Source organism: Tenacibaculum singaporense (assembly GCF_003867015.1).
GTDB classification, from domain to species: domain Bacteria; phylum Bacteroidota; class Bacteroidia; order Flavobacteriales; family Flavobacteriaceae; genus Polaribacter; species Polaribacter singaporensis.
On record NZ_CP032548.1, the window covers coordinates 845,227 to 860,823 of the forward strand.

Sequence of the window (15,597 nt, forward strand, 5' to 3'; positions counted from 1 at the left end):
AAATTTGCGAGGTTGCGAATATAATAAATGTTTATATTAAGCTATAAACTCCCCATTATTCACCTTTTCTGAAGGTTGAACAAAAGCTAGTTTACCATCAGGAGTATCTGTCATTAAAATCATTCCTTGGCTTTCTACACCACGTAATTTTCTTGGAGCTAAATTACACAGTACAGATACTTGTTGCCCAACGATATCTTCTGGTTTAAAGCTTTCTGCAATTCCAGAAACAATCGTACGTGTATCAATACCTACGTCTACCGTAAGTTTTAATAATTTTTTGGTTTTAGCTACTTTTTCAGCTGCTACAATAGTTCCTATTCGAATGTCCATTTTGGTAAAATCGTCAAATTGAATAGTTTCTTTTTGAGGCTCAACTACTTTGTTAGCCGCTTCGTTTGCTTTTTTTGTAGCTTCTAATTTATCTAACTGTGCTTGTATGGTTTTATCTTCAATCTTAGAAAATAATAATTCAGCTTTGTTTACTTGATGGCCTTCAGGTAATAAAACATCTTTTTCAGCTATATCATTCCAAGCAAGCGTAGTATCAATATTTAAAATTGACTTTAATTTACTTGAGGTAAACGGTAAAAAAGGTTCTGATACTATCGCTAAACCTGCTGCGATTTGCAAGGCAACGTTCATAATAGTTTTGGTACGCTCTTCGTCAAGTTTAATTACTTTCCATGGTTCTTCGTCAGCTAAATACTTGTTACCTAAACGAGCTAAATTCATCATTTCTTGAGACGCTTCTCTAAAACGATAACGTTCGATAGATTTTGCAATAATATCTGGGAATTGCTGTAATTGCTCTAAAGTATCTTTGTCAATTTCTGAGAATTCCCCCGCAGGTGGTACCTGCCCGTTGTAGTATTTGTTTGTTAATACTACCACACGGTTAATAAAGTTACCAAATATGGCTACTAACTCATTATTATTTTTTGCTTGAAAATCTTTCCAAGTAAAATCATTGTCTTTATTTTCAGGAGCGTTTGCTGTTAAAGTATAACGTAACACATCTTGTTGGTCAGGAAATTCCTCTAAGTACTCATGTAACCAAACTGCCCAATTTTTAGAGGTAGATAACTTATTTCCTTCTAAATTTAAAAACTCGTTAGCGGGTACATTTTCTGGTAAAATAAAATCACCATGAGCTTTTAACATGGCAGGGAAAATAATACAGTGAAATACAATATTATCTTTACCGATAAAGTGTACTAACTTAGTATCGTCTTTTTTCCAATAGTCCTCCCAGTTTTTACCTTCACGAGCAGCCCATTCTTTAGTTGATGAAATATATCCGATAGGCGCATCAAACCATACATACAATACTTTTCCATCTGCACCTTCAACAGGAACAGGAATTCCCCAATCTAAATCACGAGTTACAGCACGAGGACGTAAACCGTCATCAATCCATGATTTACATTGCCCTAATACGTTAGGTTTCCAATCATTTTTATGTCCTTCTAAAATCCATTTGCGTAAGAAAGCTTCGTGCTTATCTAATGGTAAAAACCAGTGTTTGGTTTCTTTTAAAGTAGGCACATTACCAGTAATTGCAGATTTAGGGTTGATTAAATCGGTAGCGTTATGGCTTGTCCCACATTTTTCACATTGATCACCATAGCTTTCTTCGTTTCCACATTTTGGACAGGTACCAATTACAAAACGATCTGCTAAAAACTGATTTGCCTCTTCATCATACAATTGCTGCGTAACTTCTTCAGTAAATTCACCATCGTTGTATAATTTAGTAAAGAAATCTGAAGCTGTTTTATGATGGATTTCTGCTGAGGTACGCGAGTAATTATCAAAAGAAATTCCGAAATCTTCAAACGATTTTTTGATTATTCCGTTGTACTTATCAATAATATCTTGTGGAGTAACACCTTCTTTTTTAGCACGCATTGGTATCGCGACTCCGTGCTCATCAGAACCACAAATATAGGCTACGTCTTTTCCTTTTTGACGCAGATAACGCGCATAAATATCTCCAGGAACATACACTCCTGCCAAATGACCAATATGGATTGGTCCATTGGTGTAAGGTAATGCTGCTGTAATTGTATATCTTTTTGGTGTACTCATGTTTTTCTACTAAAATTAAAGCGCAAAAGTACGAAAAAGCAATTTTTTATACTGTTATAAATTAGGTACATTTGATAGATTTTAAACTTTTAGAATCAAGAAAAGTAACTTGTTTATGGAAAAAAGAATTTTCACCTTATTTTTTATACTGATAATTATATCAGGTTATGCACAAAATAAAACGATGAAACTAATGACACCACCCTACTTGCAAAAAGGAGATACTATTGCAATTGTTGCTCCTGCAGGAATATTAAAAAATCGTAAACAAACCATTGATAGAGCAAAAGAATTAGCAGAAAGTTGGGGGTTAAAGGTAGTGTATGGTAAGCATATGTTTAATCAGAATGATCATTTTGCAGGTACTGATGAAGAACGTTGTCAAGATTTTCAAGACGCATTAGACAATCCTAGTATTAAGGCAATTTGGAGTGCACGCGGAGGATATGGTTCCGTAAGAATTTTAGATAAGCTAGATTTTACGAAGTTTAAAAAACACCCAAAATGGGTAATTGGATATTCTGATATTACAGCATTTCATAATCATATTCATAACCTAGGAATTGAAACTTTACATGCGATGATGGGTACAAGTATGGAAGAGAAACCAGAGGAGATAGTTGAAACTATTGCTACCTTTAAAAGAGCATTATTTGGAGAGAAGTTGGAGTATAGAGTTCCTGCTTCACAAGAGAATAGAGTAGGAGAAGTCTCAGGAGAATTAGTGGGAGGTAATATTGCTATTTTGGCTTCGATGTTAGGGTCGGATAGTCAAATTTCTACGGACGGAAAAATATTATTTATTGAAGAAATAGGAGAATATAAGTATTCGATAGATAGAATGTTACAAAGTTTAAAGCGTGCAGGGTATTTTACTAAAGTTAAAGCGATTATTGTTGGTGATATGACTAAGATTAAGAGAAATACCACTCCTTGGGGAAGTTCAATAGAACAATTAATTTTGGATGTTGTTCCGAAAGATATCCCTATATTATTTAATTTTCCTGCAGGTCACGAGCCAGATAATAGAGCATTGATAATGGGTAGAGAAGTTAAATTATCGATAAGTAAGAATAAGCAGTGTTTGGTAGAATTTAATTAACTGTTTTTTGTTTTACATGTGTTTATTCCTAACAACTTGTATAATGGGCAAAAATTTACTAAACTAGTAACCAAAAGTATAATTGCTAATACAAGTAAGATATTACCAAAAATTCCTGTAATAAATTCAAAGTAAGATAGCGCAGCTATTATTAGAGCAATTAAAGTTCTAACAGCTTTATCAGTGTTTCCCATGTTTTTTTTCATGATAAAAAGATTTAAGGTTACTCAAATATAAGTTTTTAAATGGCACAACACAATGAACTTGGCAAGAAAGGAGAGCAACTAGCAATAGATTATCTTGTTAAAAATGGGTATACTATTATTGAAAAAAATTACCGATTTCAAAAAGCTGAAGTTGATATTATTGCTCAAAATAGAGATGTATTAGCCGTTGTTGAAGTTAAAACACGATCGACAGCTTATTTTGGTAATCCACAAGATTTCGTAAATCCTAAGAAAATAAAACTATTAGTTACTGCTATAGATGATTACGTTATAAAGTATGATTTAGATGTTGAAATACGGTTTGATATCATTGCTATTATTAAGCAACGAAATGAGTTTGTAATAGAACATATTGAAGATGCATTTTTATATTTTTAAAAAAGAAAAAGCTCAACAAATTTGTTGAGCTTTTTCTATGTTGCTTTATTAGTGTTTAACTATTCGTTATTACTATTAAAGTACTTTTCTACATCTTCCTCATGATCAGGCATGGCAATAATGTTCTTGTCTTTATCTAACACGAAATAAGATGGAGTACCAAGTAAGTTATATTTTTTTACTGTTTCGTTATCAAATTTATATTCAGGATGTGTTCCTATGGCATTGTGCCATCCTGGTAAGTTTTTAACAAACTCATCCCATTCATTTTCTTCATTTTCAATACCAAAAGAAACTACCGACACTTCTTTATGAGTTTGCATAAATTTATACAGTTCAGGAATTTCTTTTACACAGTGTGGACAACCAGTACTCCAGAATACCAATAAATACTTATTACCATCATTTAATGTAGATAACTTGAATTCTTTGTCTCCTTCTTTCCAAGAGAAATCTGGCGCTACTCTACCTACTGTAGCAAGTAAGATGTCTAATTTTTCCTTTTTAAAATTAGCGTCTTGATTTTCAGTAGGAAGCTTGTCATAATATTCAGTAAACATCCAGTCTACAACTGGTCCGTTACGTTTATCAGTAAGTGCACTAATTAAATAATCGATTACTGCCTTTTCTAATTTATCAGAAGAAATCTTCTTCATCACGTTCGTAATAGACTCTTTAATTAGTTTTTGTTGAACGTCTTTATCTTCAGAGTAATTTAAGTAGAAAACATAGTCGTTAATTCTATCAATTAAGAAAGAAGAATTGTATAATTCATCGCTCTTAAAATCAACATATTCAAAAAAGTTTTCATTAGTGGCAGACAAGTAATCTTGTATGTTATCGTGTGGGTTAGATGAGTTATATCGGCGAGATGCTTTTATAAAACTATTCACCAACATTCCTTCAGACTTATTCTCATAAGTTTCTTGTACATCTTCTAGTTCTTTAAGCTCTTTCTTGTATGCTTTTTTAGCATCTTTAGACTTTGTTTCTATGTATGAAGCTTGTAATGAATCTATCTTTTTTTGTACAGCATTGTACGCTTGTAGGTATTCACTGTATAGTTTGTTCTCTCTAGAACTCGTAAAAAGAACTGATTGATCAGGGTATCTTGGGTTGAAAACGAATTCAACATTTTCTTTATTGAAGAAAAAATCAACAAAACCAGCACCAGAGTTTCTGTAGGTAGCTCTGTAGGCTCCAGGAGTAGCTGTATTAGGTAGTTCGAAACTAAATTTTCCTAAAACTTGTTTTTCACCACTTATGGCAACAGTATCAAACTTAATTGTGGTATTAGCAAGAAATTTTTGCTTTGCTCCCTCAATTTTATATAAAATAACCCAGTCTCCTTTGTCTGGAGGGGTCATAGTACCTTTAACGGTATACTGTGCATTTACAAGTGATGTAGTGAATATTAATAGAGCCAGTAATTTTTTCATCATAATATTTTAAAGGGTTATTAATAAGGTTTTAAAACTAGTCATTTACGAACTTCTATCCAAGAAGTGTACCACTTTTATTTTTTCTTATGTATTTTAGAAACGTTTTTTTAATTATTTGAAAACATGAACTTTAAAGAGCAAATATTTTGGGTAACAGGTGCGTCTTCAGGAATCGGTAAATCTCTAGTAGTTGAGTTATCTAATTACGGAGCAAAGTTAATTATATCTTCAAGAAATGAAAGCATTTTAAGAGAAGTGAAAAAGAGTTGTAAATTTCCTGAAAAAGTTATGATTTTACCTTTAGATTTAGAAGATTATGAAAGCCTTCCTGAGAGAGTAACCAAAGCAATTTCATTTTTTGGAAGAGTGGATGTTTTAGTGAACAACGGAGGAATAAGTCAACGATCGCTAGTGAAAGATACTTCAATAAAAGTAGATAAACGTTTGATGGATATTAATTATTTAGGAACTGTGGCGCTGACAAAAGCCTTGTTACCTCATTTTATTGAAAATAAATCAGGGCATTTTGTTGTAACTACGAGTATTGTTGGGAAAATAGGAACTCCATTACGTTCTACATATGCTGCTACCAAACATGCTTTACATGGTTTTTTTGATAGTTTAAGAGCAGAACATTATAAAGATAATATTGCTGTTACTTTAGTTTGTCCAGGATTTGTAACTACCAATGTGTCGAAAAATGCATTAACAGGAAATGGTACCCCGCAAAATACGATGGACATAGCGACAGCAAATGGTATAGATCCAGATAGATTTGCTAGAATGATGTTAAAAGCTATAAAGAATAAAAAAGAAGAAGTTTATATAGCAGGTGTGAAGGAAAAGTTAGGAGTATATACGAAACGTTTTTTTCCTAAGTTATTATCAAAAATGATTCGGAAATTAAGTGTTACTTAATCAAAAAAATTAATCAGTTCAAAATAATTAATGATGGCTTCTTTCATTAAAACCGATTGTTCACCTGGCTTTAAGTTAGGTAATTCGGTTATAGTTTTATAGTGAGGCCATCCATCATCGTCAAAAAAATCGAATTCATAGTATCCGTAAGGTTCTAACAATTTACAAATAGCAATATGCATAAGGTTTACTTTTTCATCTTTTTTAAACTTACGATGTCCTTGTCCCAATTCTTGAACACCAATTAGGTAGATAACTCCATCGATATTAAGATCATCACCGTCAGCAAATTGTTGTGATAACTGAGTTATTACAAAATCCCATTTTTCTTTTAAATTGATTTCTTTTGCCATTTGTGTTTTTTGAAAAAGCAAAGATACAAATGAGTTATGTATATTTGAGCATAGATTTTATAGTAGAAGGCTTTTATATTTATGAATACTTTTGATATTATTATTGCAGCATTACTACTTTTTGGCTTTGTAAGAGGTTTAATGAAAGGGTTGTTTGTAGAGGTTGCTTCATTAGTTGCTTTGGTTGCAGGAGTTTATGGGGCTATCCATTTCTCATACTTTATTGGAGATTGGTTAAAAGATAGTGTTACTTGGGATGAAAAGTATATTTCTTTGGCGGCTTTTGCTGGAACTTTTGTGGTAATAATTGTAGCCATAGCACTATTAGGAAAAATTTTAACCAAAATAGCTGATTTTGCAGCTTTAGGAATTTTGAACAAAATTTTAGGTGGTGTTTTTGGAGCTTTAAAAATTGGATTAATTTTAAGTGTAGTTTTTATTTTCTTCGGAAAAATGAATGATACTATTCCGTTTGTAAAAGAGGAAAGCCTAGAAGAGTCTATTTTATTTAAACCAGTAAAAAAGATTGCTCCAACGATTTTTCCTTCGATTATAAAAGATGAGGAAGAACAAGAGGATGATAATAGTAAAGAGCTAGAAATAACAATATAAAAGCGGATAATCTTTTTACCCAATTTTATATTTTAGTCTAAATGATAAATTTCCATAATATCTTCTAAGATTTGTTCAAAATCGATATTTAAATCGATGAGATTTCCTGTTTTGATATCAAAAACCCAACCGTGCACTTTTAGCCCCCTATCTCTGTATGCTTTTTGAACAGCAGCAGTTTTAATAAGGTTAACACATTGCTCTTGTACGTTTAAATCAACTAAACGATCGTAGCGGGCATCTTCATCTTCTATTGCATTCAGCTCCTCTTTGTGTAGACGGTATACATCTCTAATATAGCGTAGCCATGGATTTAGCAACCCTAAATCAGCAGACTGCATTGCGGCTTTAACTCCGCCACATGAATAGTGACCACAAACTACAATATGATTTACTTTTAAATGTTCAACAGCATATTCAATAACGGAAGCAGAATTTAAATCGATTGCAGGAACCATATTAGCAATGTTTCTGTGTACAAAAACGTCACCAGGGCTTAGTCCCATCAAATCTTCTGCTGAAACTCTACTATCAGAACAACCTATATACAAAAGCTCCGGACTTTGTCCTTCGTTTAATTTTTTAAAGTAATCTTTATTGGTAGACAGTTTACTTTTTACCCACTCTTTATTATTTTCAAAAATTTTAGATAGATTCATTAGTGTAAAATTGTTTGTTAGAAGAATCTTTAGCGGTTGCTTATATACTAAGCATAACAGTTTTCGAAGTTAATAAAAAAGAGAACCTAAAACTAAGTTTAGATTCTCTTTATAATATAGTTTAAAGTTGGTGTTCTTTATTCAAAAAAAGTAACAGCACCATCTTTAATGTCGTACATAGCTCCAACAATCATAATTTCACCATTTTTATGCATTTCAGCTAGTACTTCACTTTCGTTTAAAATTCTATCAATAGTTAATTGTACATTTTTTTCTGCAACTTTATTTACAAACTCTAAATTAGAAGAGTTTCTTAAACTTTCATCTTTAGGTTCAGTTACAGCTTCAACAGCAGGTTTAATTTTACCTAACATGTTGGTTAAGTTACCTAACTGAGCATTGTCACAAGCTCCTTTAACAGCCCCACAACTAGTATGTCCTAAAACAACGATTAATTTAGTACCTGCTAATTTACAAGCAAACTCCATACTACCTAAAATATCTTCGTTTACAAAGTTACCTGCAATTCTTGCGCTAAAAATATCTCCCAAACCTTGGTCAAAAACTAATTCAGCTGAAACTCTTGAATCGATACAGCTTAAAATAGTAGCAAAAGGAAATTGCCCCTCTCTAGTATCGTTAACTTGCTCTAATAAGTTACGATTAGCTTTTAAATTATTTTGAAATCTTAAGTTTCCTTCTTTTAAGTATTGTAACGACTTTTCAGGAGTCATTGTAGCTTGTGTTTCTTTAGTATGTGCTTTCATTATATATTTTTATAAAATTATTTATATCGTTTTTCTTTATGCTAAGAATACTATTTAATACAAAGTATTCTCAGTAAGTCATTTTTAAATTACGAATTTAAAAATGTTACGCTGCTTTTGGTCTAAGTTTAAAGAACTTAATAAAACTTTGAGGGTTTTCTACAATACCGCGTTCTGAAATAAGTTTAATATTGATGTTTCTTTCTTTTGCTTTAAACGCAAAATCTTCTAAAATTTCAACAATATCATTGTCTAAATATCTAGTTTTTCTAACATCTAATTCTAAATGAGTATCTTGAGGTAAGCTATCTAATTCTTTTAAAATAGCTCCTTTGTTAAAGAATGTTACTTCTTCAGCAAGTGTCATTTTTATTTTATGTATTCCGTTACTTTTATCTTCAATATGCAAAAAGTGAGAGTTTTGATAACTCTTTATTAAGATAACAAATACTCCTACTGCTAATCCTAATGAAATTCCTGTAAGTAAATCGGTAAAAACAATACCTAATACAGTTACAATAAAAGGTACAAATTGTTTCCATCCTAAGGCAAACATTTGTTTAAATAAGCTAGGTTTAGCTAGTTTATAACCAACAACTAATAATATTGCAGCTAATACAGATAATGGTATTTTATTCAATAGGGTAGGAATTAAAATAACAGATAATAGTAAGAATAACCCATGAATAATTGTTGACATTTTAGATTTACCTCCTGATTGAATATTAGCAGAACTTCTTACAATTACTTGAGTAATTGGTAAACCTCCAATTAAACCAGATAAGATATTTCCTGTTCCTTGTGCTAATAATTCTCTATTTGTTGGAGTTACATTTTTATCTGGATCTAATTTATCTGTAGCTTCAACACAAAGCAAAGTTTCTAAACTAGCTACTAATGCAATTGTAAATGCAGTTACCCATACTTCATAGTTGGTAATAGCGCTAAAATTAGGGAATGTAAATTGTCCTAAGAAAGAATCAAAACTTTCAGGAATAGGTACACTTACTAAATGAGATGCTTGTATTGCGAATGTTTCATTTCCTTGTGTTAGGGTAAAAAAGATAATTCCCATTACTACAGCTACTAATGGACCTTGAATTAATTGGAATATTTTTCCTTTTTTACTTAAAACTCTATCCCAAAGAATTAAAATAGCTAGCCCAATAAAACCGATAACCATTGACCCCATAGTAATATTATCAGTAATACTTAAAATAGCTGAAAAAGTATTTTCTCCAGAAGCCTCAATAAAGCTATCAGCTCCTTCTGGCTCTGCATCATATCCGAAGAAATGAGGAATTTGTTTTAAAATTATAATAATACCAATACCAGTAAGCATTCCTTTAATTACTGATGAAGGAAAGTAGTAACCAATAACTCCAGCTTTAAGAACTCCAAAAAGTATTTGGATAATACCCCCTAATACAACAGCTACTAAGAAGTTTTCATAACCACCTAAAGCACCAATAGCAGTTAATACAATGGCAGCTAAACCAGCAGCAGGACCACTAACTCCGATTTTAGAACCACTAATGGCTCCAACAACAATACCTCCTACAATTCCTGCAATTACACCTGAAAAAAGAGGAGCTCCACTAGCTAAAGCAATACCTAAACATAAAGGTAAGGCAACAAAGAATACGACAATACTTGCGGGTAAGTCGCTTTTAATAGTTTTAAACATAATATATGCGTTTATTAATACTCAAAATAAAATTTAGAGCGTATTTTTAATTTAAAATGATTGATTTTTTACTAAGAGAAACTTAAAATGTTTCAATGAAGCAATAGTACTCTTGCTATACATTGAAATATTTTTTCAGATTTTCCAGCTAAGTTCTCATAAGAGGTAACTTACTTAGGTTATTATGCAGTAAGAAACTCTGGAGGTGGGGTAAGAATTTTAGGGTATTGTGAAACGTAGTCTTTAGATTGAAAACGAACGTTTTTCTTTTTTTGGATTTTCTTGTATAAAAAAGAAGTATAATCTTCGTTAGGATGAGCTTTTAGTTCAGCTACCTTAACATGTTTAGTGTTTTCTTCTTCTTCACTTAGATTTAAGAAAATAGTAATATCTTGATCTTTATCAACCAACGTAATCACCGAAGGCGTAACAATAATGCCCGCAAACAAAACGATAAAAAAGATGGCGATTTTAGATTTCAAGATAATTTTTTTATTCATTTAGTGGCAAATGTAATTAATTTTTTATAGCTAAAATGTTATAATTCTTTTAAAGTTTTGGTTTTTATCCATCCAACCTTTCCATCAACAAGTTTTATTTTTTTCCAATTATCTACAGAATCTAGTACTTTAACTTTGGTTCCTTCGTGTAATGAGAAAATTTCATTAGAGTTTTCGGTAGGTTCGTTAGTAACAGAAACTTCTTCAGTGTAAATAATAGCCTCAACATTGTTTTTAGTTTGGTTGTATTGTGTATATGTTATAACTAAAGAGGTTATTAAAAGCAGAAAAGAGATAATACTAGTTGTAAAGTAGATTCTTTTTTTACTTGGAGTATAGGCAAAATAAAACAATAAAAATAAAATAGAAGCCATAAAAGAAAATACAATAGTAATTACAGCCCACGTATTATAAGTAAACTTTTGTAAATAGTTTTCATTGAATTTTTGAAATACTGATTTGGGCAATGCTTCAATTCTATCAAGAGTTAAACGTTTTGCTATAATTAAGTTGTTTTTTGCATCCTCATTTAAAGGGTCTAACTGTAATGCTTTTTCGTAATTATAAATAGTAGGAGCTATTTTATTAAGCTTATAGTAACAGTTAGCCAAGTTGTAATAAACTTCAGATGATGCTAGGTTTTCATCTTCTATTTGCTCATATAACTTAATAGCTTCTTCATACTTTCCTTCCTTGTATAAAGAATTAGCACTTAAAAATAAATCATTGGTGTTTTGTGCTAACGTAATTGTAGACACAAATAAGAATACATATATAACTAACTTTTTCATTATAACTGTCTGTCTAATTGCGTTATTACTTGTTTTGCTTTTTCATACTCCTCTTTCATTTGTACATTGGTAATTGGAGTATATCTAGCAAAATCACAATTGTTAAATACTTCAATAAAGTTGCTAATAGTTTCTTTACTAACATTTTTATCAGCTAGTAAATCAGTAATTTTTTCACGACTTATATCAGATGTTTCCACACCTAGTTTTGCTTTTAAGTAATTATGTAACGCTCTTTCTAAAGCTTCATAAAAAGCTTCTTTATTACCTAATTGTTTTTGTGCTTCCGACAAGTATTTCTTAGCAAGTTTGTCTGCTTTTCGCAATTTGTTTCCTAATACATCACTATCACGTTCTTCTTTCTTTTTCTGAATAACAATTCCAACAGGAATAGCTAAAACAGGAAGTAACAAAAGAATATAAAATAAGTTAGATTTAAAGAAATCATCAGTTTTTATAGGTTGTAAATTGGTAGTTGTTTGAATGTATCTAAAATCGCTGCCTGTAACTTTTATATCTTGTTTAGTAACTGTATTAGCATCAGAATTCGTCGGAACTTCTTTTCCTTCCAAAACATCAACATATAAATCATCTGTAGTGATGGTTTGGTACACTTTTTCTTTTGGATTAAAGTAAGAAAAGCTAGTTTTTGGAATCCTATATTTTCCTTTAAATTCAGGAACAACAGTGTAGTTGTCAGTAACTGAACCTGACAATCCAGTTCCAGTAATACGAACGTTTTCTTTTCTTTCAGGTTGATAAACTTCTAGTTCTTTAGGAGTTTCAACTTTTGGAAGTTCAAAAAGTTTTAAATTTCCTTTCCCATTTACTGAAACCTTAATTTGTGATGATTCATTGGCTTTTAAGGTGTTTTTGCTTAAAGAAACATCAAATGAAAATTCACCAACCGCACCAGTAAAGTCTTCTGGTTTGTTTTTGAGAGGTAAGGCTTGAGCATTAACAACTTTCTTAGCAGAAGAAAACTCTTTACGAACTTGACGCGTAATTACGTTTCCAAAAAAGTCAGCTCTTCCAGTAGGAACTGCAACAATTATATCCATTTTCATCGGATCTATTGTTAGTTTACCAGAGGTTGTTGGAATTAATAAAGCTTTATGTAAAACAGCATAACGATATTGCTCTCCATTGTATGTTCCTGTTTTAACAGGCATTCCATTGCGTTTAATTTCTTGATTCCAGAAACCGTTATATTGTGGAGCTTCAGTTATTGCATTGTCATAGATACCAACATTATCACTAAAGTATAAGCGATATTCTACATAAATTCCCTCACCAACATAAGGTTTAGATTTGGAAATCTCAGCAACTAAATGAATGTTCTGTTCTGCAATGTAATTGGGGTCATTTGGGTTTTTTGGAATGTCAACAGCATCTAAAACAATAACTTTTATAGGGTTTGACTTTATTGTTTCTCCATCAATTTCAATACTCGCAGAGGGAATATTAAATTCTCCTTTTCTTTTGGGTTGTAGTATAAAAGTATAGGATTGATTGAAAGAAACCTTACCGTTAATCCAAGATTGACTTACAGATTGACTAGGGCCACCAACTATTTTAAAATTAGTGAAATTTGGCGCTTTAAAATTATCGGCTCCTTGTTTGTTTATTGAAAACTCAATACGTAATCGTTGGTTTACACCTAACTTATTTTTACTAACCGTGGCCGTTAATGCAGCGTCTTGTGCATTAATGGAAAGTGTTATAAAACTAACTAATAACGATATGTATACTTTCAACTTCATGTTAAATTTCAAAAATGTCTAAAAATAACTAAGATTTTAAAAACTGAAAAATTACCAGTCTTTTTCTTGCTTTACTTTTCTTCCTTTTGATTTTTTCGCATTCATTTTTTTCTGCGTTTTGTTTTCCTCATTATTTAAACTCTCTAACAATTGTTTCATTTGTTCAGGAGTCATCTTACCCTGTTGAGGTTTAGGTTTTTGGTTTTGTTTGTCTTTTTGGTCTTGATTAGGTTTTTGTTGATTTTTTTGATCATCATTTTTCTGATCTTGCTTATCATCTTTTTTATCCTTATCGTCGCCTTTTTGATCTTTATTTTTATCGTTTTGTTTGTCTTTGTCGTTTTGTTTTTGTTGATCTTTGTTTTTTTGGTCTTTATTTTTATCCTTATTGTCTTTCTGATCTTGCTGTTGTTTTTTAGCTTCTTTTTGAGCAACAGCTAAATTATAACGTGTTTCATCATCATTCGGGTTTCTACGTAGAGAATTTTTAAAAGCTTCGACAGCTTGCTCATACTGTTTTTGCTCCATCATTGCGTTACCAATGTTATGATAAGCTTCGGCCTGAGCCATTTTGTCTTTTGAGGTTTCAGTAGTTACTTTAAACTGTTCTACAGCTTCTTTGTATTTCTTTTCTTGATATAAAGTATTACCAAAATTATAACTTGCTTTTTCATACTTACTATTCTTACCTAAAGCTTTTCGGTAAGCAATAGCAGCATCACTAAACTTTTGCTTATTGTATAACTTGTTTCCTTCTCGTAACAAAGCACGTGCTTCACGTTGTAGTTTAAGTGTGTCTTGCTGTGCATTAGCCGCCGCAGAAACAGTAAGGACTATAATGAATATTAAATTTTGTAAACTTTTCATACTACATGTTAAGATTCTTCGTTAAATAAATCTACTTTCTTCAACCATTTGGTTTTCTTATCAAATAAAAACATATCTAAAATCAAAAACAATAGTCCAATACCTACAAACCATTGAAATTGGTCTTTATAATCAGAAAACTGTTTTGTTTCAAATTCATTTTTTTGTGCGTTTCCAATAATCTTCTCAATGGCTTCTACTGGGTTTTCAGTTTTATTACCATCAAAATATTGTCCGTCAGAAGCATCAGCAATTCCTTGTAAAACATCAGGTTTTCTTTGGGTAATTACTGTTTCTCCCATTCTGTCTTTTTTATAACCAATAAGTGCGCCATTTAATTTGATAGGAATTGGACCTCCTTTTTCGGTTCCTACACCTACGGTGTATACTTTAACACCTTCATTGGCTATGTTTTGAGCAACTTGTTTAGTTTCTTCTTGATGATCTTCACCATCTGAAATAATTATTAAAAAACGATTAGTTTGTTCATCATTATCATAGTAAGTGTTTGCTAGATTTAAAGCTTCATTGATAGCAGTACCTTGACTCGAAACCATGTCTGGATTAGCATTTTGCAAAAACATTTTTGCTGCAGCATGATCAGTGGTAATAGGTAGTAAAGGATAAGCATTACCTGCATAGATAATAATACCAACTCTATCACTTCCTAACTTATCAATAGTTTTAGATATAATTTGTTTTGCTTTTTCTAATCTGTTAGGAGCAATATCTTCTGCTAACATACTTTTAGAAACGTCTAGGGCAAACACCACATCAACACCTTCTCTTTTTACAGTTTTTAGTTTTGTTCCCATTTTTGGGTTAACTAATGATAGAATTAAAAATGATAATCCTACCAAAAAGAAAACAAGTTTTAGTACCGATTTAAAGGTTGATGTGTTTGGTGCTATTTTAGATAAAAGCAACGGGTTAGCAAACTTTTTTTGAGTTCGTTTTTTCCACCATAAAACTAATAGGAAAACCACAATTATTACAGGAATAATTGCAAAAAGATAAAAATATATTGGTTCTTCTAGTTTGTACATCCTTCGGATAGTTTAATTGTTGATGCGTTTAATCGTTTAACTGTGATTTTCGTAAAGAATTCAACATGTTAGAAATTTTGTATATGGTATTTCTTAATTTTAAATAGTCTTCTTCATTTAAAAAGTTTAAATCTCTTGAAACAATTAATTGACTTAGAATTTCCATTGTTGAACTATATGCTATAGATGTAAAATGAGCTTTGTCTTTGTTTGTTATTCGTGTTGTTCCTTCTGCTAAATTAGAAGAAATAGAAACAGAAGCTCTTCTTAGTTGGTTTGTTAAACCAAACTTTTCTGAATCAGGAAAATTTTCTGTAACAGAATATATTTTTTTAGAAAGCTTAACAGCCTCTTTCCAAACTTCTAATTTTTCAAAAGAGAAAATATACATTTT

17 protein-coding genes are annotated in these 15,597 nt (G+C 31.3%); 4 read left to right on the forward strand and 13 right to left on the reverse strand.

Going from position 1 to position 15,597, the window contains the following annotated elements; translation table 11 throughout:
- Nucleotides 1-36 precede the first annotated feature (36 nt).
- A complete protein-coding gene (metG, locus tag D6T69_RS03895; protein ID WP_125066547.1) occupies nt 37-2,091 on the reverse strand; it encodes a methionine--tRNA ligase in 2,055 nt (684 codons plus the stop codon).
- A gap of 115 nt (nt 2,092-2,206) precedes the next feature.
- Here metG and D6T69_RS03900 point away from each other — a divergent pair, with 115 nt between their 5' ends.
- Nucleotides 2,207-3,193 carry a S66 peptidase family protein gene (locus D6T69_RS03900; RefSeq protein ID WP_125066548.1) on the forward strand — a complete coding sequence of 329 codons (987 nt, stop codon included), beginning with the start codon at nt 2,207-2,209 and terminating at the stop codon, nt 3,191-3,193.
- Here D6T69_RS03900 and D6T69_RS03905 read toward each other — a convergent pair.
- Entirely contained in the window at nt 3,190-3,399 is a 210-nt protein-coding gene (locus tag D6T69_RS03905; RefSeq protein ID WP_125066549.1) for a YgaP family membrane protein, read from the reverse strand. The genes D6T69_RS03900 and D6T69_RS03905 overlap by 4 nt on opposite strands.
- Nucleotides 3,400-3,438: 39 nt before the next feature.
- On the opposite strand from D6T69_RS03905, the gene D6T69_RS03910 reads away from it, so the two are divergent.
- Nucleotides 3,439-3,798, forward strand: a complete 360-nt coding sequence (locus D6T69_RS03910; RefSeq protein WP_125066550.1) for a YraN family protein — start codon at nt 3,439-3,441, stop codon at nt 3,796-3,798.
- Nucleotides 3,799-3,857: 59 nt separating this feature from the next.
- Here the strand turns inward: D6T69_RS03910 and D6T69_RS03915 are convergent, their stop codons facing one another.
- A complete protein-coding gene (locus D6T69_RS03915) occupies nt 3,858-5,237 on the reverse strand; it encodes a TlpA disulfide reductase family protein (protein ID WP_206197833.1) in 1,380 nt (459 codons plus the stop codon).
- A gap of 126 nt (nt 5,238-5,363) precedes the next feature.
- On the opposite strand from D6T69_RS03915, the gene D6T69_RS03920 reads away from it, so the two are divergent.
- The gene (locus D6T69_RS03920) at nt 5,364-6,158 is read left to right on the forward strand and encodes an SDR family oxidoreductase (protein WP_125066552.1); all 795 of its coding nucleotides are present in this window, start codon (nt 5,364-5,366) and stop codon (nt 6,156-6,158) included.
- Here the strand turns inward: D6T69_RS03920 and D6T69_RS03925 are convergent.
- Nucleotides 6,155-6,511, reverse strand: coding sequence for a hypothetical protein (locus D6T69_RS03925; protein ID WP_125066553.1), 357 nt, complete (start codon nt 6,509-6,511; stop codon nt 6,155-6,157). The two genes, D6T69_RS03920 and D6T69_RS03925, sit on opposite strands and share 4 nt — an antisense overlap.
- Nucleotides 6,512-6,592: 81 nt before the next feature.
- On the opposite strand from D6T69_RS03925, the gene D6T69_RS03930 reads away from it, so the two are divergent.
- On the forward strand, nt 6,593-7,123 hold the full coding sequence (locus tag D6T69_RS03930) for a CvpA family protein (protein WP_125066554.1): 531 nt from the start codon (nt 6,593-6,595) through the stop codon (nt 7,121-7,123).
- 32 nt (nt 7,124-7,155) lie between these two features.
- Here D6T69_RS03930 and D6T69_RS03935 read toward each other — a convergent pair whose 3' ends face one another.
- The 9 genes from D6T69_RS03935 to D6T69_RS03975 form a co-directional block, all read right to left on the reverse strand.
- A complete protein-coding gene (locus tag D6T69_RS03935; protein ID WP_047788264.1) occupies nt 7,156-7,782 on the reverse strand; it encodes a carbonic anhydrase in 627 nt (208 codons plus the stop codon).
- Nucleotides 7,783-7,919: 137 nt separating this feature from the next.
- A complete protein-coding gene (locus D6T69_RS03940) occupies nt 7,920-8,549 on the reverse strand; it encodes a carbonic anhydrase family protein (RefSeq protein WP_125066555.1) in 630 nt (209 codons plus the stop codon).
- A 106-nt stretch (nt 8,550-8,655) separates the two neighbouring features.
- Complete coding sequence (locus tag D6T69_RS03945) at nt 8,656-10,236, reverse strand: SulP family inorganic anion transporter (protein ID WP_125066556.1); 1,581 nt, start codon at nt 10,234-10,236, stop codon at nt 8,656-8,658.
- 182 nt (nt 10,237-10,418) lie between these two features.
- Nucleotides 10,419-10,718, reverse strand: coding sequence for a hypothetical protein (locus D6T69_RS03950; RefSeq protein ID WP_240628359.1), 300 nt, complete (start codon nt 10,716-10,718; stop codon nt 10,419-10,421).
- A 56-nt stretch (nt 10,719-10,774) separates the two neighbouring features.
- A complete protein-coding gene (locus D6T69_RS03955; protein ID WP_125066557.1) occupies nt 10,775-11,527 on the reverse strand; it encodes a CDC27 family protein in 753 nt (250 codons plus the stop codon).
- Complete coding sequence (locus D6T69_RS03960; RefSeq protein WP_125066558.1) at nt 11,527-13,290, reverse strand: BatD family protein; 1,764 nt, start codon at nt 13,288-13,290, stop codon at nt 11,527-11,529. The genes D6T69_RS03955 and D6T69_RS03960 overlap by 1 nt, the downstream gene beginning before the upstream one ends.
- A gap of 51 nt (nt 13,291-13,341) precedes the next feature.
- The gene (locus D6T69_RS03965) at nt 13,342-14,157 is read right to left on the reverse strand and encodes a tetratricopeptide repeat protein (protein ID WP_125066559.1); all 816 of its coding nucleotides are present in this window, start codon (nt 14,155-14,157) and stop codon (nt 13,342-13,344) included.
- An 8-nt stretch (nt 14,158-14,165) separates the two neighbouring features.
- Nucleotides 14,166-15,203, reverse strand: coding sequence for a VWA domain-containing protein (locus D6T69_RS03970; RefSeq protein ID WP_172644826.1), 1,038 nt, complete (start codon nt 15,201-15,203; stop codon nt 14,166-14,168).
- Between the two features lie 28 nt (nt 15,204-15,231).
- Complete coding sequence (locus D6T69_RS03975) at nt 15,232-15,594, reverse strand: four helix bundle protein (RefSeq protein ID WP_125066560.1); 363 nt, start codon at nt 15,592-15,594, stop codon at nt 15,232-15,234.
- Between the last annotated feature and the right edge of the window lie 3 nt (nt 15,595-15,597).

What these genes read in the sequence shown, in the direction of transcription:
- metG (WP_125066547.1), bottom strand. Translation starts at nt 2,091, where the DNA reads ATGAGTACACCAAAAAGATATACAATTACAGCAGCATTACCTTACACC.
- D6T69_RS03900 (WP_125066548.1), top strand. Translation starts at nt 2,207, where the DNA reads ATGGAAAAAAGAATTTTCACCTTATTTTTTATACTGATAATTATATCA.
- D6T69_RS03905 (WP_125066549.1), bottom strand. Translation starts at nt 3,399, where the DNA reads ATGAAAAAAAACATGGGAAACACTGATAAAGCTGTTAGAACTTTAATT.
- D6T69_RS03910 (WP_125066550.1), top strand. Translation starts at nt 3,439, where the DNA reads ATGGCACAACACAATGAACTTGGCAAGAAAGGAGAGCAACTAGCAATA.
- D6T69_RS03915 (WP_206197833.1), bottom strand. Translation starts at nt 5,237, where the DNA reads ATGAAAAAATTACTGGCTCTATTAATATTCACTACATCACTTGTAAAT.
- D6T69_RS03920 (WP_125066552.1), top strand. Translation starts at nt 5,364, where the DNA reads ATGAACTTTAAAGAGCAAATATTTTGGGTAACAGGTGCGTCTTCAGGA.
- D6T69_RS03925 (WP_125066553.1), bottom strand. Translation starts at nt 6,511, where the DNA reads ATGGCAAAAGAAATCAATTTAAAAGAAAAATGGGATTTTGTAATAACT.
- D6T69_RS03930 (WP_125066554.1), top strand. Translation starts at nt 6,593, where the DNA reads ATGAATACTTTTGATATTATTATTGCAGCATTACTACTTTTTGGCTTT.
- D6T69_RS03935 (WP_047788264.1), bottom strand. Translation starts at nt 7,782, where the DNA reads ATGAATCTATCTAAAATTTTTGAAAATAATAAAGAGTGGGTAAAAAGT.
- D6T69_RS03940 (WP_125066555.1), bottom strand. Translation starts at nt 8,549, where the DNA reads ATGAAAGCACATACTAAAGAAACACAAGCTACAATGACTCCTGAAAAG.
- D6T69_RS03945 (WP_125066556.1), bottom strand. Translation starts at nt 10,236, where the DNA reads ATGTTTAAAACTATTAAAAGCGACTTACCCGCAAGTATTGTCGTATTC.
- D6T69_RS03955 (WP_125066557.1), bottom strand. Translation starts at nt 11,527, where the DNA reads ATGAAAAAGTTAGTTATATATGTATTCTTATTTGTGTCTACAATTACG.
- D6T69_RS03960 (WP_125066558.1), bottom strand. Translation starts at nt 13,290, where the DNA reads ATGAAGTTGAAAGTATACATATCGTTATTAGTTAGTTTTATAACACTT.
- D6T69_RS03965 (WP_125066559.1), bottom strand. Translation starts at nt 14,157, where the DNA reads ATGAAAAGTTTACAAAATTTAATATTCATTATAGTCCTTACTGTTTCT.
- D6T69_RS03970 (WP_172644826.1), bottom strand. Translation starts at nt 15,203, where the DNA reads ATGTACAAACTAGAAGAACCAATATATTTTTATCTTTTTGCAATTATT.
- D6T69_RS03975 (WP_125066560.1), bottom strand. Translation starts at nt 15,594, where the DNA reads ATGTATATTTTCTCTTTTGAAAAATTAGAAGTTTGGAAAGAGGCTGTT.